16 protein-coding genes are annotated in these 17988 nt (G+C 60.8%); 4 read left to right on the top strand and 12 right to left on the bottom strand.

All coding sequences use genetic code 11. The features are described 5' to 3' along the window. Nucleotides 1-55: 55 nt before the first annotated feature. On the bottom strand, nt 56-547 hold the full coding sequence (locus HMPREF2527_RS02400) for a ribose-5-phosphate isomerase (protein WP_005505713.1): 492 nt from the start codon (nt 545-547) through the stop codon (nt 56-58). Nucleotides 548-926: 379 nt separating this feature from the next. On the opposite strand from HMPREF2527_RS02400, the gene pepN reads away from it, so the two are divergent. After that, nucleotides 927-3476 carry an aminopeptidase N gene (pepN, locus tag HMPREF2527_RS02395; protein ID WP_070506096.1) on the top strand — a complete coding sequence of 850 codons (2550 nt, stop codon included), beginning with the start codon at nt 927-929 and terminating at the stop codon, nt 3474-3476. Nucleotides 3477-3762: 286 nt separating this feature from the next. Continuing rightward, nucleotides 3763-4917: an SGNH/GDSL hydrolase family protein gene (locus HMPREF2527_RS02390; RefSeq protein WP_246824750.1), complete on the top strand. Its 1155-nt coding sequence runs from the start codon at nt 3763-3765 to the stop codon at nt 4915-4917. A 158-nt stretch (nt 4918-5075) separates the two neighbouring features. On the opposite strand, the gene HMPREF2527_RS02385 is transcribed toward HMPREF2527_RS02390, so the two are convergent. Both HMPREF2527_RS02385 and HMPREF2527_RS02380 read right to left on the bottom strand, forming a co-directional pair. Continuing rightward, nucleotides 5076-5678 (bottom strand): phosphatase domain-containing protein, encoded by a 603-nt coding sequence (locus HMPREF2527_RS02385; protein WP_049343802.1) that lies wholly within the window; start codon nt 5676-5678, stop codon nt 5076-5078. Nucleotides 5679-5974: 296 nt separating this feature from the next. Then, nucleotides 5975-6829, bottom strand: a complete 855-nt coding sequence (locus tag HMPREF2527_RS02380) for a DUF8185 domain-containing protein (protein WP_053090273.1) — start codon at nt 6827-6829, stop codon at nt 5975-5977. 128 nt (nt 6830-6957) lie between these two features. Between HMPREF2527_RS02380 and HMPREF2527_RS02375 the strand changes: the two genes are divergently transcribed. Continuing rightward, a complete protein-coding gene (locus HMPREF2527_RS02375; protein WP_070506091.1) occupies nt 6958-7866 on the top strand; it encodes an acyl-CoA thioesterase in 909 nt (302 codons plus the stop codon). A 166-nt stretch (nt 7867-8032) separates the two neighbouring features. Here HMPREF2527_RS02375 and HMPREF2527_RS02370 read toward each other — a convergent pair whose 3' ends face one another. Then, the gene (locus tag HMPREF2527_RS02370) at nt 8033-8608 is read right to left on the bottom strand and encodes an HdeD family acid-resistance protein (protein WP_049343808.1); all 576 of its coding nucleotides are present in this window, start codon (nt 8606-8608) and stop codon (nt 8033-8035) included. Between the two features lie 231 nt (nt 8609-8839). Continuing rightward, the gene (gene ettA / locus HMPREF2527_RS02365) at nt 8840-10519 is read right to left on the bottom strand and encodes an energy-dependent translational throttle protein EttA (RefSeq protein WP_070506089.1); all 1680 of its coding nucleotides are present in this window, start codon (nt 10517-10519) and stop codon (nt 8840-8842) included. 93 nt (nt 10520-10612) lie between these two features. Here ettA and HMPREF2527_RS02360 point away from each other — a divergent pair, with 93 nt between their 5' ends. Continuing rightward, nucleotides 10613-11029, top strand: coding sequence for an MmcQ/YjbR family DNA-binding protein (locus tag HMPREF2527_RS02360; protein ID WP_070506087.1), 417 nt, complete (start codon nt 10613-10615; stop codon nt 11027-11029). A 685-nt stretch (nt 11030-11714) separates the two neighbouring features. Here the strand turns inward: HMPREF2527_RS02360 and HMPREF2527_RS02355 are convergent. The 7 genes from HMPREF2527_RS02355 to HMPREF2527_RS02325 all read right to left on the bottom strand — a co-directional run. Beyond that, the gene (locus HMPREF2527_RS02355; RefSeq protein ID WP_070506085.1) at nt 11715-12002 is read right to left on the bottom strand and encodes an antibiotic biosynthesis monooxygenase family protein; all 288 of its coding nucleotides are present in this window, start codon (nt 12000-12002) and stop codon (nt 11715-11717) included. Nucleotides 12003-12211: 209 nt separating this feature from the next. Then, nucleotides 12212-13174 (bottom strand): tRNA (guanosine(37)-N1)-methyltransferase TrmD, encoded by a 963-nt coding sequence (trmD, locus tag HMPREF2527_RS02350; RefSeq protein WP_070506083.1) that lies wholly within the window; start codon nt 13172-13174, stop codon nt 12212-12214. 3 nt (nt 13175-13177) lie between these two features. Beyond that, nucleotides 13178-13840, bottom strand: a complete 663-nt coding sequence (gene rimM / locus HMPREF2527_RS02345) for a ribosome maturation factor RimM (protein ID WP_005505693.1) — start codon at nt 13838-13840, stop codon at nt 13178-13180. Nucleotides 13841-14021: 181 nt separating this feature from the next. Then, nucleotides 14022-14267, bottom strand: a complete 246-nt coding sequence (locus tag HMPREF2527_RS02340) for an RNA-binding protein (RefSeq protein WP_005505691.1) — start codon at nt 14265-14267, stop codon at nt 14022-14024. A gap of 2 nt (nt 14268-14269) precedes the next feature. Continuing rightward, a complete protein-coding gene (gene rpsP, locus HMPREF2527_RS02335; RefSeq protein WP_005505689.1) occupies nt 14270-14692 on the bottom strand; it encodes a 30S ribosomal protein S16 in 423 nt (140 codons plus the stop codon). Between the two features lie 286 nt (nt 14693-14978). Continuing rightward, nucleotides 14979-15467: an NUDIX domain-containing protein gene (locus HMPREF2527_RS02330; RefSeq protein WP_049363050.1), complete on the bottom strand. Its 489-nt coding sequence runs from the start codon at nt 15465-15467 to the stop codon at nt 14979-14981. 12 nt (nt 15468-15479) lie between these two features. Then, a partial coding sequence (locus HMPREF2527_RS02325) for a hypothetical protein (RefSeq protein ID WP_070506080.1) occupies nt 15480-17988 on the bottom strand: 2509 nt, incomplete at its 5' end.

Below are 17988 nucleotides of genomic sequence, written 5' to 3'. Positions count from 1 at the left end.
GGTGCAGAGACGACTGAGGCGCATAGCCTGCACTATGCGCCTCAGATTTTAGAGCTTAGGCAGCGTCAATCTGCTTGCCGGCAATGTCGCCGGTCTGCTCGTACTCAGCCAGCTGACCGATACGGCGTGCGTGACGCTCCTCGTTGGTCCAGGGGGTAGCCAGGAAGACCTTGATGATTTCCAGCGCTTCTTCCTTGCTGTGCTGGCGGCCGCCCACAGCTACAACCTGTGCGTTGTTGTGCTCGCGAGCCAGTGCCGCGGTGTCGTGGTTCCATGCCAGAGCCGCGCGGATACCATCAACCTTGTTCGCAGCCATCTGCTCGCCGTTACCGCTACCGCCCAGCACAATACCCAGGGAGTCCAGGCCAGCCTCGCGGTCACGCTTCACGCCAAGGGCTGCGTTAATACAGAACGAGGGGTAGTCGTCCAGCGGGTCGTAGTCGGCGGGGCCGTGGTCAATCATTTCGTAGCCCGCAGCGGTGAGGGACTCAATCAGGTAGTGGCTCAGCTCGAGGCCAGCGTGGTCGGTTGCGATGTGTACGCGCAAGGTACTCTCCTGGTGATTTTGTCTTGGTGTGACGTGCGTTTGTGCGTTCGTGGGAGGCGCCGGTTCTCAGTTCTGAGCGCCGTTGCTAGAGTGCGCCGCGCATCCATCAGGTGGGATACGCTTCCCCGTTTGGGTTTTTTCTGTCTTAACTGTATCGAATTCGCGCGGGTTCGGGTAATGCGGAGCCTTCTAGACCCCCACCTATACGGTAGACTGTGGGATATGGCACTTTTTGGTGTCCCGATTCGCCGCGCCCAAACTTGAACGCCTCCAGCGCTACGTATGCAGCGTCGCAGGAGCCGCGCACCTCGGGAACCAGCGCACCATGACAGGGCGTGTCAACACGGCACGCTATTCACATCTAAGGAGAGGGAGCTGTATGCCCGGCCTGAACCTAACCCGCAATGAGGCAACCGAACGCGCATCCATTATTAAGCGCGTGCACTCGTACCGTATTGAACTTGACCTGCCGAAGGACAAAGACGTCTTCTCCTCGAAGGTTGAGATTCGCTTCGACGCTCAGGAAGGTGCCTCCACCTTCATTGACGCCATCACCTCCTCGGTCAAGTCCATTAACCTCAACGGCGAAGAGCTGAGCACCGACCTGGCGGACGGCGAGCGCATCCAGCTGCCGAACCTTGCTGCTGAGAACACCCTGGTCATTGACGCAGAGATGTTCTACACCAACACCGGTGAGGGTCTGCACCGTTTCGTGGACCCCGCCGACGGCGAAGTGTACCTGTACTCCCAGTTTGAGGTGCCGGACTCCCGCCGCGTGTTCCCCGTCTTTGAGCAGCCCGACCTGAAGGCTGAGTTCGAGTTTATTGTGCGCGTTCCCTCGCACTGGGTGGTTGTGTCTAACCAGCCCGAGGTGAAGGTTGAGGAGAAGGAGTGCGGTTGCGGCCGTGCGAAGACTTGGTTCTTCAAGCCGACCCCGCGCATGTCTTCGTACATTACCGCGATTGTGGCTGGCCCCTACGAGAAGGTCACCAGCGAGCTGACTAACTCTGAGGGTCGCGTGATTCCGCTGGGCGTGTACGCTCGTAAGTCCCTCATGCCGTTTGTGGATGCTGAGGACATGTTTGAGCTGACCCGTCAGGGCTTCGAGTTCTACGAGGAGCAGTTCAAGACCCCGTACCCCTTCGAGAAGTACGATCAGCTGTTCGTGCCCGAGTTCAACGCCGGTGCGATGGAGAACGCTGGCTGCGTGACCTATCTGGAGACTTACGTCTTCCGTTCCAAGGTTGCGGAGGCTCTGCGTGAGCGCCGCGCTATCACCGTTCTGCACGAGCTGGCGCACATGTGGTTCGGCGACCTGGTCACCATGAAGTGGTGGAACGACCTGTGGCTGAACGAGTCTTTCGCTGAGTTCATGTCGACCCTGGCTGCTGCGGAGAACACCCGCTACGCGAAGGAGGCGTGGGCTACCTTCGCCGCATCGGAGAAGACCTGGGCGTACCGTCAGGATCAGCTGTCTTCGACTCACCCGATTGTGGCTGAGATCCGTGACCTTGCCGATGTTCAGGTGAACTTCGACGGCATTACGTACGCGAAGGGCGCTTCGGTGCTGCGTCAGATGGTGGCGTGGGTTGGCCAGGAGAACTTCATGGCTGCTCTGAAGGTGTACTTCGATAAGCACAGCTGGGGCAACACCGTTCTGGACGACCTGCTGGTTGAGCTGGAGCGCACCTCCGGCCGTGACGTGCGTGCGTGGAGCGCTAAGTGGCTTGAGACCGCTGGCGTGAACACTCTCGCCGTTGAGGTTGAGAATGATGAGGCGGGCAACATTTCGAACCTGGGCATCCGCCAGTCCTACGCTGAGGGCTTCGAGACTCTGCGCCCGCACCGTGCCGTGATTGGTTTCTACAACCTGGTGGACGGCAAACTGACCCGCACCGACCGCATCGAGCTGGACATTGACGGCGAGCTGACCGTGGTTGAGGAGGCTCTCGGCAAGAAGCGCCCCGACCTGCTGCTGCTGAACGATGAGGACCTGGCGTACGCTAAGATTCGCCTGGACGAGCGTTCCATCGAGACCGCTATCAAGCACCTGGGCGACATTGATTCGTCCGTGGCTCGCGGCGTGGTCTGGGGTTCGCTCTGGGATACTGTGCGTGACGCTCAGATGCCGGCACGTAAGTACGTTGACCTGGTGCTGAACAACATCGGTAAGGAGACCAACTCCACCGCTCTGCGCACCCAGATTAACAACCTGTCCGCTACCCTGCACTCCTTCGTGGCTCCTGAGGCTCGCGAGGAGACCCGCCACCGTGCCGCTGACCGTCTCTGGGAGCTGGCATGCGTTGCAGAGCCCGATTCGGATGCTCAGCTGCAGCTGCTGCAGGCGTTCATCAACCAGACCCGCACCGAGGAGCAGTACGACAACGTGCAGCGTCTCTTCGAGGGTGAGCTGACCCTTGAGAGCCTGGATATTGACGCTGACCTGCGTTGGAACCTGGTGTGCCGCCTGGCTACCGGTGGCCGTTTCTCCGCCGAGCAGATCGCTGCGGAGCTGGAGAACGACAACACTGCAAACGGTCAGCAGTACGCCGCTCAGGCATACGCATCGATTCCGACCGCGGAGGCAAAGGCTGAGTACTGGAACAAGATTATGGTGACCGGCGAGCTGTCGAACATGATTCAGCGTTACGCTATTTCCGGTTTCAAGTCCGGCAAGCCCGAGCTGATTGCCCAGTACAATGAGCCGTACTTCGAGCAGATTGAGGGTATTTGGCGTTCGCGTTCGCACGAGATTTCCATGCAGATTATTGGTGGCATGTACCCGAGCGAGCCGACCGCTGAGCTGCTGGAGCGTACCGAGGCGTACCTGGCTTCTCTGCCTGAGGATGCTGCGGCTCTGTACCGTCAGATTGCGGAGGCACGCGACGGCGTGGCTCGTGCGCTGAGGGTTCAGGCGGCTGACATTTAACAATGCTTGTGAGCTGAGGCGGGTTCATTGCCTGCTCTCATAGGGTTTTGCTCATGGGTTTTTATTCGTCCCCTTCTACCCCGATTCGGGGTGGGAGGGGACGTTTCTATATGGGGTTTATGCCGGTTCTATTTTGAGTTGTGCCCCAAGTTGCACACCGGTTTGCACACCGGTTTGCGCACCGAGTCTAATTCTTGTCACTGCGGTGCATATTTTTTGTTATTTTCATTTGAATATCCCTCAAAAGCTCTCTACTTGGGGTTGCGCCTATCGTATACTGTTGTGCATGCCTTCTATCAAGTCTCCTATCGCGAAAGTTTCTCTGACCGGCACAATCCTTGCTGTGGTTGCCGCCGGTTCCTTTGGCGTGTACTCCGCAGGAGGCTTCATCGCGCCCGGTGGCACCGCCGCTACCGCTGCTGCGGGCGCCGAGCCTACCCAGTCGGCGCAGGAAAGCCCCAGCGAGTCCCCCTCCCCCGAGCCGACTCCGGAACCGACCACCCCGGCGCAGAAGATGGAACGCACCGCGCAGAACGCCTTCGGCAAGGAGGGTGCGCAGGCAACCGGTGAGATTCAGGCGCCGTTCCCCGCCTCCGCTGATGCCGCCGACATGCTGGTTCAGCAGTTCAAGGGTGGCGTGGTCATGTACACCCCCAAGTACGGTCCGGTTGCGGTGGAATCCGGCGTCTACGAGCACTGGTGGAAGCAGCGCGGGTACAGCGACTTTGCCGGTTGGGAGGGTCTGCCGGTGAGCTGGCGATCCAAGAAGGGCGTTCTGTACACCAAGTTTGAGAAGGCTGAACTCTACTGGGATAAGGCGAACGGTCTGCCGCGTAACACCAATGTTCTTGGCCCTAAGGACGCCCTAGTGATTGGTGACTCGCAGGTGACCGCAACCTCCTGGGTTGGTTTGGGTCTGAAGCAGGCAGGTTTCGTCCCGTACCTGTTCCGTTGCGGCGGCATCGGTTTTGTGACCGCCCGCGAGGGTGTGTGCCCTTCCTACTATCAGGGTGTGATGGGTGGCCGTTGGGCTCTGCCGAACGGTAACCCCGGCGTGATTTACCTGGACGCCTCCGGCAATGACATTTACATTCACGAGGATGAGACGAAGGCTCGCGAGCACGTGAACGCTCACCAGACTCAGGTCATTGAGCAGCTGCGACGTATGTACCCGTCGTCGAAGATTGTGTTCGGTGGTGTGGTGTCTATGGATGAGGCGTCTGCACCGGATAAGCAGGTGGCACATAAGCGTCACGTGGCAAACGAGGTGGCAAGGCAGGGTGCCCGCGAGACCGGCGTGCTCTTCATGGACACCTCGGACTGGCTGACCCTGTACCTGGCCGAGGGCGATATGGCCGACGGCCTGCATCTGAAGGACGAAACCCAGTACAAGATGGCGGCCCCCTTCGCCGCGCGGATACGCGAGTTGCTGGCTTCCTAACCCCGCATCTTCTTTTGCGTAGCGTGAGGCGCCGGAAAGAACCTATCTTTCCGGCGCCTCACGCTACGGTCAATTATTGGGAGGGTTCATGCAGGGCTCGTCAGGAGCCGCCCTCCGATGCGTCCGGGTTATGGCCGAGACCTATAAACCGAGGAGGTCTACGCAGCCAGGCGCTGGTCCTTCTGTGCCTCGGCGCGTTCGTGGGCGCGCACGCCGTCGGCCAGGCGGCGCTGCTGGCGCTCGCGGGCGGCCTGCTTCTCACGCTGTTCGGCGGCCCAGGCGACGGGGTCGATGCCCACGGGCTCGTAATGCCACTCGCCCACGTAGTCGCGAATCGGGGCCACCCAGGTCACGGGAATGCCTCGGCGCAGGTACACCTCGTGCTCGTTATCTTCAAAGGCGTGGATGATGCGGTGGCCGTCTGCCTCCAGGGAATCCAGGATGGAGTTCTTCCAGGCGGCGGTGTCGGACTGGTCGCGGCCGGGCTTGGCAATCACGTACTTGGGGTTGATGTCGGCGCGGGCGATGAACTCGTTCAGTTCCTTCATGTAGGTGCCGTCGCGGCCGGTAATCACGGCAATCTGAGCGCCGGTCTGTTCAGCCATATCGCGTACGCTATCGGCCACCTCAACGTTCACGGTGGCGTGGCGGATGGCCTTGAAAAAGCGGCGGTAGCTGGTGAAGAAACCGCTCAGATACTTGTCCATCTGGTCTCGGTTGCTGGCAAGAGTGCCGTCAATATCGACTGCAATCAGGTCCATGAGGGGTCTCACTTTCAATCCGCGCGGGAGGATGCGCCTGGTGAGGGCGCGGCGGAAGAGTTCCCGTGCGGTGTGGCTGGTTTATCGGTGCGTTTGCCACACCCCGGTGCGGGTGTAGCCTTTCTAGATTACCTCTTTCCGTAAAGTTTTGTCTCGTCAGCGGTCATATATTAAGCCGTGCTGATCGCTTTTTGGACGCATCTCACCCCCTTGCAGACCGGGGTCCGCGAGGGGGTGAAGGACAGAAGCGGGCGAGACGGGCCCGAATACGACGATTATGCGCCTAGAGCGGAGAACTAGATTAGGGAACCGGAGCCGCGGCGCACCAGCACCATGCCGGCCGGTGCCACGATGCGCAGCCACTCGTCCGAGCCCACGCGGGCGGCGAAGACGGGAAGCTCACCGGTAAAGCCCTCGGGGATGAAACCGTACACGCGCAGGGCAAAGGCGGCACCGGTGGGAACCTGCACGCCGTCAAAGGCGGGCAGGTACTCCAGCACCATGGGCGAGGACCAGATGCGAGAGCGTACCGTCGTCAGAACCGCAGCCCCCGGGTTCTCGGGCAGGGCGCGGTCCACGGCCTCCAGGCCCTCGGCGGTGGCTCGGGCAAACTCCTCGACCGGCACGGTGCCCACCTCGGACCAGCCGCGCACGGGGGCTGCCTTACCGGTCCAGCCGGCGTTGACGGTCACCGGGGGCATGTAGAGCACGAGCTCGGGGTTCTGCTGCCCCTCGGCGTTCTGCTGCTCGGCTCCCTGCTGTTCGGCCTGCTTCTGCAGCCGAGCCAGGCGTTCCTGCAGGGCCTGGGCTCGGACCGTCATGTCCAGGGCGGATTCGGCGGCGAGGTGCAAGGCGCGCATCCCCATGATGACGGGTGCGGCCGAGGAAGCGTCCTCGGGCTCCAGGGAGCAGGCGAAGACGGCCAGCACGCGGCCGCGGGCGGTCAGGCGGATCGCCGCATCCGGGTTTACGGCCAGAGCGCGGGAGATGTAGGTGGCCAGGTCCTTCACCACGGCGGCGCCGTGCGCGCCTCCGGGCAGGATCAGGTAGGGCTCCTCCACGCCTTCGTGGGGGTTGTACTTGAGCTCGATGGGGGCGCGGGTGCCGTCTTCAGCGGCGGGTGCGGGATTCTTCTCGGACGGGGTGCTCATCGTAGCTCCTTGGGTTATTCTCTATCTCTTCGCTCCGAGGCGGTCGGTGCAGGCCGCGCGCGTCTCAGAGTGTGCCTTCCCACTCTACGCCACCTTCGGCCCCTCTGAAAACGTGGGAAAATGAAAGCATGACTAAGCCCACTGTGACTCAGAACCTCATGCGGATGCTGGACCTCTCCCCCGTGGAGGCGGCCCCCGCCTCCTTCGGTAGCGATGAAGTGTCCACCGGTGTGACGCTCACCCGCGAACAGCCTCGTACCTTTGGCGGCCAGGTGCTCGCCCAGTCGATCATTGCCGCCGACCGCACGGTGGAGGGCAAGTACATCCACTCGATTCACGCCTATTTTCTGCGTCCCGGCGATATTGAGCGTGAACTGTTCTTTGCCGCTCAGCGTCTGAATGATAGCCGTTCCTTCTCGACCCGCCGCGTGCAGGTGTTCCAGGATGAGGCGCCCATGTTCTCGGCGATTATGTCTTTCCAGTCTGATAGCCGCGGCCCCGAGCACACCGCAGTGACCATGCCGGAGGTTCCGGACCCCGAGTCACTGCCGAAGGTCAGCGACTACCTGGGCGAGTTGCCGCATCCGATTGCGCAGGCGGTCGCGTGGGAACGCCCGATTGATATGCGACACGTGGATGCGCCCCTGTACACTCAGGCAGATGACTCCTCGACACAGCCGCGTGCCTGCGTGTGGTTCAAGACCTTTGACCGCCTGGTGCACGCTGATGGTTCTGAGGCCTCGGAGGCGGAGCACCGCGCCGCTATCGCCTATGCTTCGGATTATCTGCCGTTGGAGCCGGCTCTGCGCCGTCACGGCAAGTTTTGGCTGGAGCCGGGCCTCAAGAGCGCCTCACTGGATCACGCGATGTGGTTCCACCGTTCGGCGCGCGCCGACGAGTGGTTGCTGTACGTGCTGGATTCCCCGAGTGCCCAGGGTGGCAGGATGCTCGCGCAGGGTTCGATTTTCAATCGTTCCGGTGAGCTGGTGGCGACCGTGGCGCAGGAAATGATGTTCCGTCTGCCGGAGTACCGCTAAAGCAGAGTACCGATAGAGTAGAGTACCGCTAAGCCGCAGGTACCCTAAAGCTTCGGCACAGCGACAGCTCAAAACGTTAGAGCATACAGAAAGACCGTGTGAGGTGGTTGTCTCACACGGTCTTTCTTATGTTCTAGTGTACGTCCTAGATGGTTTGAAGAAGCTCTTATTTGGCTTCGACGTCAATCACACCGTCCGAGGAAATGTGTACGGTGCTCTTGGTGCGGCGGGAGACGAAGAAGTCACCCACGAACACCAGACCGGTCACCAGAAGCGCCAGGGCAACCAGCCATACTGCCGCCACGCCGAAGAGCACGGGGAACAGAACCACCAGCAGACCCAGAATCAGGGTTCCGATGGCGGAGAACTGCAGGTGTCGGCCAGCACTATAGCTGAGGTATTTCAACCCCTGAGCGATCATCAGACGAATCAGCGCCCAGGAAATCAGCCACACACCCACAATGGTCGGAATGTACGTCGCCTGCGCGCCCGCAGACGCGGTCAGCAGAATCAGACCAACGACCACGGTCAGGATGCCGTTGACCAGGTCCCAGCCGGTACGCGCCGGCTTCAGCACACCGAAGTAGCGGACCACTTCAAATACGCCACCGAGCAGCACCGCGATGGAGAACACGAAACCCAGAACAGCCAGCGGGGTGGCGGGGTTGGCGAACATGTAGACTGCCGCAGCGACCAGCAGCAGACCGGTGACTAGGGACATCCAGTTATATTTTGAAAGCATGACATCCAATCCTTCGTATTACATGCATGAGATATACGTGCCCATTAAACCACATCTGTGAACCGCACCATAATCCGCTCGATACCAGAGAACAGACTATTTCTACCGGTGAACACACGCCGCCGCTCGCCAGCGAATACGGAATACAGCGCCTACGGCGTCCAGCGGGCACAGCAAAGCCCAGCCTCCTGCGCCATAACAGCATCAGGAGGCGGGGCTCACCACCAAACCCTATCGGGTCAGCTTGCGGTGCACCACGCGGTGCGGCTTGGCGGCCTCGGGGCCGAGGCGCTCAATCTTGTTCTTCTCGTAGGACTCGAAGTTACCCTCGAACCAGTACCACTGATCCGGGTTCTCATCGGTGCCCTCCCACGCCAGGATGTGGGTTGCCACGCGGTCCAGGAACCAACGGTCGTGAGAGACGACCACGGCGCAGCCGGGGAATTCCAGCAGCGCATTTTCCAGGGATGCGAGGGTCTCAACATCCAGGTCGTTAGTGGGCTCGTCGAGCAGCAGCAGGTTACCGCCCTGCTTGAGGGTCAGCGCCAGGTTCAGGCGGTTGCGCTCACCACCGGAGAGCACACCCGCCTTCTTCTGCTGGTCCGGGCCCTTGAAGCCGAACGCGGAAACGTACGCACGCGAGGGCATCTCAACGTTGCCGACCTGAATGTAGTCCAGACCGTCGGAGACGACCTCCCAGAGGGTCTTCTCCGGGTCGATGTTGGCACGGTTCTGGTCGACGTACGAGATCTTCACGGTCTCGCCGACCTTCAGGGTGCCGCCGTCGAGGGGCTCCAGGCCCACGATGGTCTTGAACAGGGTGGACTTACCCACACCGTTAGGACCAATCACACCGACGATGCCGTTACGGGGCAGGGAGAAGGACAGGCCGTTAATCAGGGAGCGGCCGTCGAAGCCCTTCTGCAGGTTCTCAGCCTCGATAACCACGTTACCCAGGCGGGGTCCCGGCGGAATCTGGATCTCTTCGAAGTCAAGCTTGCGGGTCTTCTCAGCCTCCGCAGCCATCTCCTCGTAGCGGGCCAGACGAGCCTTCGACTTGGCCTGGCGGCCCTTCGAGTTCGAGCGGACCCAGTCCAGTTCCTCGCTCAGGCGCTTGGCGAGCTTGGCGTCCTTCTTGCCCTGAACCTCAAGGCGGGAGCGCTTCTTCTCCAGGTAGGTGGAGTAGTTACCCTCGTAGGGGTAGAGGTTACCGCGGTCGACCTCTGCAATCCACTCGGCCACGTGGTCGAGGAAGTAACGGTCGTGGGTCACGGCGATGACGGCGCCCTCGTAGGACTGCAGGTGCTGCTCCAGCCAGAGCACGGACTCTGCGTCCAGGTGGTTGGTGGGCTCGTCGAGCAGCAGCAGGTCGGGCTTCTGCAGCAGCAGCTTGCACAGCGCCACGCGGCGGCGCTCACCACCGGAGAGGTGGGTGACGGGCGTGTCGGCGGGCGGGCAGCGCAGCGCCTCCATAGCCTGCTCCAGCTGGGAGTCCAGGTCCCACGCGTTGGCGGCGTCGATAGCCTCCTGCAGCTGACCCATTTCTTCCATGAGGGCGTCGAAGTCAGCGTCGGGCTCAGCCATGAGAGCGGAGATTTCGTTGAAGCGGTCCAGCTTGGACTTGATTTCGCCCACGCCTTCTTCAACGTTGCCCAGAACGGTCTTCTCTTCGTTCAGCGGCGGCTCCTGCATGAGGATACCCACGGTGTAGCCTGCGGTCAGGCGTGCTTCACCGTTGGAGGGCTGGTCGAGGCCAGCCATGATCTTCAGGATGGTCGACTTACCCGCACCGTTCGGACCAACCATACCGATCTTGGCGCCGGGGAAGAACGACATCGTCACGTCGTTAAGGATGACCTTGTCGCCCACAGTCTTGCGGGCCTTGATCATCTGATAAATAAATTCAGCCATAGTTACCTATTTTAGCGTGGATTTGCCGGGCAGTACGAGAGTTTTAGGTTGCGTGCTAGGCGGGGTACCGTGCGGGGCACTAGACTCGAAGCTATGAGCACAAACCCCTCCCCCAAACTTCTGCGACCCGAGAACCTGGAGCAGACCCTGCACCGCCTCGCGCTCGCCATGCCGCTGGCGACGCGCGATCAGCCATTCGGGCCCGAGCACACGGTGTACCGCATCGGCGGCAAGATGTTCGCCATGTACACGGAGGGTATCGGCTACCCCATTGTGAACCTGAAGACCGACCCGGAAGAGTCGGAGGTGCTGCGGCGCATCTACCCGAGCATTATTCCGGCATGGCACATGAATAAGCGGCACTGGATTTCCGTGGGCGCCGGCGAAGGCATAACCGAGCGGGTACTAGAAGAGCTGGTGGAGGATGCGTACCTGCGCGTCATGTACTCGCTGCCCAAGGCGAAGCGGCCAATCGAGTTCCGCGAGCGCCCGGTACCCGAAAAGCACTAGCCGAAAAGCGTTACGGCCTGAAGGAATCTTTTAAACAGCGGAGCGGGTGAGCTTCGGTCCGGACCACCGAATTGCCCACCCGCTAAGCAAAGCACTTTCCTGTCCGCGATAAGGAGGGTCATCAACCACGATGAACGCTCGAACCACCAAGCTCCCATCCCATATATTGCGGGGTTCCGCACCATGCACCACTTGTGTGAATACGTGATAGTTGAGTCGGCACCCTTGCCAAACCTCCTATGCAGAGGAGGCGCTGACCTGGGTGCGCTGAATATTTCCCTTGAGTGACTCAGCTACGTCATGCGATGCAGCTGAGAGGGGATCGCCGTCTTCGCCCGAACTACCGGCACGGACGAAGTGTGCTCTCGGGAACAATAATAACCTTTTTGCATTAAAGTGTCACTTTCGGATTGAAGGATACAGAGGGTATTTATTGACCACAATTCAGGTGTTTTATAGCACCGAACCCACATATCCAACCACCACGAAATACCTGCAGATTTTATGCCCCGAAAAATCAAGGAGGGGCCGCGCCGACCCTCCCTTATATCGCCTCCACATGGGCTAATACCCACTTAAAGCAATATTCAGAAAAGTCAGCGCGACCCCTCACTATATGAGATAAATTCTTCATCTCACATGGGCTTCAACCGTAAATCCGGTCAGACGCAGACAAACACAGATGTTAGTCGTCGAATTCCACCTTCTCGAAGCTCATGGTGCCATCAGCGTGCGAGACAACAGTGTTCGGGTCACGCTCACGACGAGCCGCCGCGTACGCATCGTGGCTTGCCTCATCAACCCAGCGGGTCACCACAAAGTAGTCGCCGCCCTCATCCAGGGGGCGCCACAGCTCAAAACCCTCAAAGCCGGGGAAAGAGTCAGCAATGTGGCGGGCAGCAGTGAAGCGCTTCTCCAGCTCAGCCTGGTTGTCGCCAACGACAGCAAGACGGTGAACCTTAACAACGGACATGTGTCCTCCTTCTGTTGAGTACGTGCTTTCAACGATGAAAGCGTATTACCACCTCGCACCACCTATAGGTAGGCTATGTTCTTAGCGAGGTTACCCTCAGAATAACGGTTTGCAGGCACAAAAAATAGGGGTCAGCGCCAACTAACAGTTATATGACGCTAACCCCCATTCAGAGGTTTACGAGGCGCTCGCGAGCGCCTATTCGAGGCCTAGGAATTTGCCTCGGGCTGGGCGGTATCGGGCTGAGTAGATTCACCCTGAGGCGCGGTATCCGCCTGGGCGGCGGTATCAGCCTGCGGTGCGGGGCTCTTCTTCGCCTTCTTCTGAGCCGCCTTCGCGGGGTTCGCAAAATGCACCCCGCGCTCAGCCAAGAAACGGCGGTCCTTCTTATCCCACTGCTCCACCGGGTACGCCTCCAACAGATCCGGGCGGCGCTCCAGGGTACGCTCAATCTGACGGTCACGACGCCAACGCGCAATCGCACCGTGATTACCCGACAACAGCACTTCCGGAACCTCGCGGTCACGCCACACAGCGGGCTTCGTGTACACCGGGTACTCCAGCAGGCCACCCGTGTGCGACTCCTCCTCCAGGGAGGCGGGGTTACCCATCGCGCCCGGAATCAGGCGGGTGATAGCCTCAATCATTGCCATGACCGCGACCTCACCGCCGTAGAGCACGTAGTCGCCCAGGGACACGGGCATCACGCGGAAGCTCTCCTGCGCCCAGTCCAGCACGCGCTCGTCGATGCCTTCGTAGCGTGCCGGGGCGAAGACGATGTGCTTCTCCTCCGCCAGCTCGTACGCCATCGCCTGATCAAACACGGCACCCGCCGGGGACGGGACAATCAGCAGCGGGCGAGTATCAGCGGCGGGTTCGGCGGCGGGCCCAGTGCCCTCAGACTTGGTGCCCTCAGTAGAGTCTTCGGAAGCATTCAGAGGGGAGGCGGCAAGCACCTCATCCAGCGCCAAACCCCACGGCTCCGCCTTCATCACCATGCCCGCGCCACCGCCGTACGGGGTGTCATCCACCGTGCGGTGACGGTCAAACGTGTACTCACGCAGATCGTGCAGGTGCAGATCCACCAGACCCTTCTCGCGTGCCTTACCCAGCAGGGACAGCTTCAGCGGCTCCAGGTACTCGGGGAAAATCGTGACCACATCGTAGCGCACGGACTACTCCCCCGCCTGCTCGGTCGCCTGCGCAGAATCCTGCTCAGCGTCCTCGACCAGGTCAATCAAACCCGCCGGAGGGGTCAGCAGCACAAAGCCGGGCTCATCCTCGGTCGAGGGAACCACCTCGGGCACAATCTCCTCAACAAAAGGAATCATGATCTCTTCACCCGCACCGGATGCAAGACGCGGCGAACGAGCCAGCTTAATCAGCAGCAAATCCTGCACCGGCATGGTCTGCAAACCGGTCACCTTACCCAGCGGCTTGCCCACAGCCGGGTTATCCACGGGGCTCTCACCCTCGGGAACGTCCGCCAGCAGGTACACGGGCAGGTTCACGAGCTCCTGCTCGTAGAAGCCCTCTTCATCGCCCTCATCCTCGGGCACCTCGTAGACCAGGCGGCTACCGCGCAGCTCCTCAGCCTGGTTGCGGGTGGTCACCTCATCAAAACGGACCACCAGAATCTTCTTGTTCCAGCGGGCACCGGCAACCGTCAGCTCACCGGTAGGCGCCACCGAAGCGGCAGCAGAGCCGGGCTTAAAATTCTCGATACCGAGCACCTCACCGCGGGCAAAACGCTCCTGCGGGGCATCAGTAAAGAGCTGAACCGTCACCTCACCACGAATACCGTGAGGCTTACCGATACGAGCCACCACAACCTGCATAATTTTCCTCCGCTGGATACAAGCTAAAAACCTACGCCGTGCACGTGCACGGCTCCCACTATTCTACCGGGCACTTAGGACGGGCGCATGCTGCCGCCCGCACTACCACCGGGACCCGGGTACGCGAAAGCCCCCGCCTTCCGGAAAAACTCCGGGAGCGGGGGCTTCAAGCGTTTACGAGCTAGCGTCGCTTTTTGTCGGTGTCGATAATGTCGATACGCATCGGCTCGCCATCAGAAATAGCGTCCATCACCAGACGGATGCTCTTGGCGGTACGACCAGACCTGCCGATAACTCGGCCCAGGTCATCCGGATGCACGCGAACCTCAAGGGTTTCACGGTGACGCTGAGTGCGCAGGCGCACCTTCACGTCCTCCGGACGATCGACAATCCCTCGAACCAGGTGTTCGAGTGCGTCAGCCAACATAATTACTCAGCTGCTTCCTCAGCCTCAGCCTCGGGTGCTGCTTCCTCAGCAGCCTCTTCAGCCTTCTCAGCCTTGGGGGTGATAGCCTCGGGCAGGATCACGGAACCCTTTTCGGGAACAACGAACTCAGCCTTAGCCTCGACGGGCAGAACCTTGGACTCTGCCTTCTCGCCCTTGAATGCAGCCCAGTCGCCCGAGAGCTTCAGCAGAGCCAGAACCTGCTCGGTCGGCTGTGCGCCGACGGAGAGCCAGTACTGAGCACGCTCAGAGTTGATCTCGATACGCGAGGGGTGCTCGGTCGGGTGGTAAATACCGATCTCTTCGATGGTCTTACCGTCGCGCTTGACGCGCGAATCAGCGATCACGACGCGGTAACGAGGATCGCGGATCTTACCCATACGCTTGAGACGAATCTTAACAGCCACTTTAGTGGTTACTCCTGTTTCATAATTTGGTGCGAGGCACGCGGTTCAGCACCCGTGGGGCGGGCCATTCACGGCGCCTCTATGGACACAACGGCGCGCGAAGAGAGGGGTCGCGCGTCGCCGGGTACTCAGCTAGGGTATCAGAGCCCAAGATTTTAAGCTAGCGACACGGAAAAATAATTGCCGCAGGCACCGAACATCACTTTTAAACGGCGTTCTGTGCCCGGTTTAGACCTGAATAGCTGCGCCCGGCGAGCCCCTCATCGACGAGCTCTAGCCGAGGATATTAGGAGTCGAGGTTGCTCATCTCCAGAGTCTCCCCCGTCTCCAGGGCGCGGTAGCACTCACGCAGACGCTCCACCATCGACGGGCGCACATAACCCTCCAGGTTCTCCGGAGCCACCCACTCGTAGGTCACCAGCTCGGCATCCTGCAGGGTAATCTTCGTATCCGTTGCAATCACGCCGCCGTCGTACATGTAGTAGGTCGAATCACCCCACACACCCAGCGACAGGCCGTGGAAAATCAGCAGCACGCGACCCAGCTTCAGGTCCAGGCCCAGCTCCTCCACAATCTCGCGCTCGCAACCGGGCTTGGGAGCCTCGCCAGCCTCCACGGTGCCGCCGGGAAGAATCCAGCCGTCCTTATAGTTCGGCTTCACCAGCAGCATCTCGCCGCGCTCATTACGAATCAGCGCGCCCGCCGCCAAACGGCGCGTAGGCAGGGTCGCGATAAAAGCCTTCAGCTCTTCATCGCTCAGATAGGAATCCTTCATGGCTTCTTTCCTTTAGCGGTCGGTTTTCTTCGCAGCGCGCTGCCTGATGCTACGCACTATACCCAGGGCACGCTCACGCAGTCCAGAGGGTGCCTGCTCCGTGGACGGGGCGGCCTCCTCCACCGTGCGGTAGTGACCCTCGCGTAGGTCATCAATCAGAGTGCGCTTCTTGGTCGAGGGCTGCTCCCCTGCGGTGTCACCCGGATGCACCAGCTCAGCATCCGCCACCGGGCGGGCATGCTTCTTCATCTGCGTCTGCTCAAATGAACGCAGAACCGTCGGAATCAGAGCCGACTCAACCGTAGCGTTCAGGGCGAAGAGTGCTGCCGCCACCGAGAACTTACGGCTCGCCTTACCCTGAGCACGGCGGCGGCGCGCCACATTCGCCAAGGTCAGAGCGATAGCGCTCTGAGCCGTCACATCCGCACCCAGGACAAGACCCACACGGCGGGTCTTCGCACGAATCTGCTCCGGAGTCAGGCGCTTTTTCGAGGCAGGCTTCTTCGAGACAGACCACGCGGAGGGGGATGCCTGCGTTGCCTGAGACGGAACATCTTCAGCAGATGCGTTCTCAGACGGTGCATCATCAGATCCCGCGGCATCAGAAGGCGCGTCCTCAACCGGGGTCGCCTCGGACTGTGAGACAGCAGGCTGTTCTGTTGCGGACTTGGCGGAGTGCGGTGCGAGGGCAGCCCTCAAATGCGCAAGAATAGCTTCTTCTTCCTCCGGGGTGAAATTCCTGCCACCCGTAGGCCGGTTCGCGTCGTCTTTATCGGAATCACGGTCCTGTTCGTAGGGACCCTCGAAGTCGTCAAACGCCTCAGCGTCCAGGAAGTCTTCTTCCTCATCAAGAGCGTCTTCCGGGAAAGACATATGAGTGTACTCGAAGGGAATATGACCTTCGCTAATGGCATCCATCCACTCGGCGAGGGTCACGCGGCGACCGGTCGCAACCAGTCGGTAGCTACGCTCCATGGGCGAGGGGAAGTTACCCGGGTAGGGCTCAATCTCCTCGTCATCTTCGAAGGAATCGTCCTCTACGGGGGTGCTCTCGGAGAAAGTAGCCTCGGCAGCGGAGTCATCCAGCGGGAAGGTAACGTCCAGTGCTTCAGAAGTCTGTGCCTCATCAGCCGAATCAGCTGCGTCGGCAGAGTTAGTCTCAGCAGAGTCAGCCGCAGGCTGCGCGAAGCCCTCATCCTCGTTGCCGAAGATGCGCGCCGTGCTAATCGACGCCACATCAAAACCGGTGGTCGGCACCAGCGCCAGCTCCGTGGGAACATCCAGCAGCTGCAGCACCGACTCCAACGCCAGGGTATTGCTCGTATCGCGCAGGTACGCATTCAGGCGGCGACCGGCAATGGAGTCAGCTTCCACACCAAACATCGCCATGACATTAGCGATGCCCTGCTCAATTTCCTCCTCATCGGAACCGAAAAACTTCGAACCCGAAAGCTCCGGGGCGCTACCGGGAAGCTCCGACAGCAGATCCTCCAACACGCCGCCAAAACGTGCGACTTCCTCACGGCTGAGGGCACGGTTCAGGCGCTTAGGCACACGCTGCCAGGTGAACTCCTCCACAATATTCTCGTAGGGTTCGCCGAACGCCTCCAGGTACCACTCCTCATCCGAGTAGGGTTCGCGGGCGGGTTCCTCATAGACCACCAGGTGCTGCTGGTTCGCGTTGCCCTCAGCAATCAGGGCGTTGCAGTTCAGCAGGCCCAGCAGCGCCATCAGGTCCACCGGGTCGGCAGAAATGAGGGTCCATTCCCCCGCCGGCGCGGCAACAACCTGCCGAGTACCGGCAGGAAGGTACGCCAAAAGAAGCCCCGTAATCATGTCAATGGGCAGGTCAACGAGCATCGCGGCGTCACCATCCACCAGGAACTCCAGCTCACCCTGCCCACCGGGCAGATCCTCCCACACGGTCGCCTCACCCTCGAGGGCGGCACCGGTAACCGGCAGCTGATCCACCAGCTGCGCCACGTAATCCTCAACGGGGGTACCCAGGTGCAGATGGCCGTCAGCGACCTCCAGCACGTTCATGTAGCCCTCATCATCCACGGCGCACAGCACGTAGAGCTGCACCTGATGCTCACCCATCTCGTAGGCAATCAGCTCTGGGGAGGCGGCGGTCGCCTCAATGAGGGCGGCAATCAGCTCCTCATCGGTAGTGGAACGAGCCATGATGCGGCGGCGCTGAATCTTCTCCTCCAGCTCCATGGTCTGCTCGATGCGCTCATTGCGCTGCTTCTCGGCGGTGCGCTCCTCGTCCTGGGCGCGCAGGTACTCGGGGCTATCCGATTCGCCGGTTCCGGCAGGTGCGGGGGCCTCATCCCACATGCCGGTGAGCTTATCGACGGTCCACTCTTCGTTCTCAAGGGCTGCAGCGAGGCGGTCGACCTTCGTGCGGTCGTTCCAGGCGCGCTGCTTATCGGGGTCTTCCGCCTTCACTTCATCGTGCATGCTGCGGGCTTCACGAATGAGGTTCAGGATGGTTGCGGCAACGTCGTCAACGGCGGGG

This window comes from Rothia sp. HMSC071B01, from assembly GCF_001808945.1.
Lineage (GTDB): Bacteria > Actinomycetota > Actinomycetes > Actinomycetales > Micrococcaceae > Rothia.
The sequence above is the reverse complement of the archived record's forward strand: the minus strand, read 5'-3'. Positions and strand labels throughout refer to the sequence as shown.

What these genes read in the sequence shown, in the direction of transcription:
- HMPREF2527_RS02390 (WP_246824750.1), top strand. Translation starts at nt 3,763, where the DNA reads ATGCCTTCTATCAAGTCTCCTATCGCGAAAGTTTCTCTGACCGGCACA.
- HMPREF2527_RS02380 (WP_053090273.1), bottom strand. Translation starts at nt 6,829, where the DNA reads ATGAGCACCCCGTCCGAGAAGAATCCCGCACCCGCCGCTGAAGACGGC.
- rimM (WP_005505693.1), bottom strand. Translation starts at nt 13,840, where the DNA reads ATGCAGGTTGTGGTGGCTCGTATCGGTAAGCCTCACGGTATTCGTGGT.
- HMPREF2527_RS02355 (WP_070506085.1), bottom strand. Translation starts at nt 12,002, where the DNA reads ATGTCCGTTGTTAAGGTTCACCGTCTTGCTGTCGTTGGCGACAACCAG.
- pepN (WP_070506096.1), top strand. Translation starts at nt 927, where the DNA reads ATGCCCGGCCTGAACCTAACCCGCAATGAGGCAACCGAACGCGCATCC.
- HMPREF2527_RS02370 (WP_049343808.1), bottom strand. Translation starts at nt 8,608, where the DNA reads ATGCTTTCAAAATATAACTGGATGTCCCTAGTCACCGGTCTGCTGCTG.
- ettA (WP_070506089.1), bottom strand. Translation starts at nt 10,519, where the DNA reads ATGGCTGAATTTATTTATCAGATGATCAAGGCCCGCAAGACTGTGGGC.
- HMPREF2527_RS02360 (WP_070506087.1), top strand. Translation starts at nt 10,613, where the DNA reads ATGAGCACAAACCCCTCCCCCAAACTTCTGCGACCCGAGAACCTGGAG.
- HMPREF2527_RS02340 (WP_005505691.1), bottom strand. Translation starts at nt 14,267, where the DNA reads ATGTTGGCTGACGCACTCGAACACCTGGTTCGAGGGATTGTCGATCGT.
- HMPREF2527_RS02385 (WP_049343802.1), bottom strand. Translation starts at nt 5,678, where the DNA reads ATGGACCTGATTGCAGTCGATATTGACGGCACTCTTGCCAGCAACCGA.
- HMPREF2527_RS02330 (WP_049363050.1), bottom strand. Translation starts at nt 15,467, where the DNA reads ATGAAGGATTCCTATCTGAGCGATGAAGAGCTGAAGGCTTTTATCGCG.
- HMPREF2527_RS02375 (WP_070506091.1), top strand. Translation starts at nt 6,958, where the DNA reads ATGACTAAGCCCACTGTGACTCAGAACCTCATGCGGATGCTGGACCTC.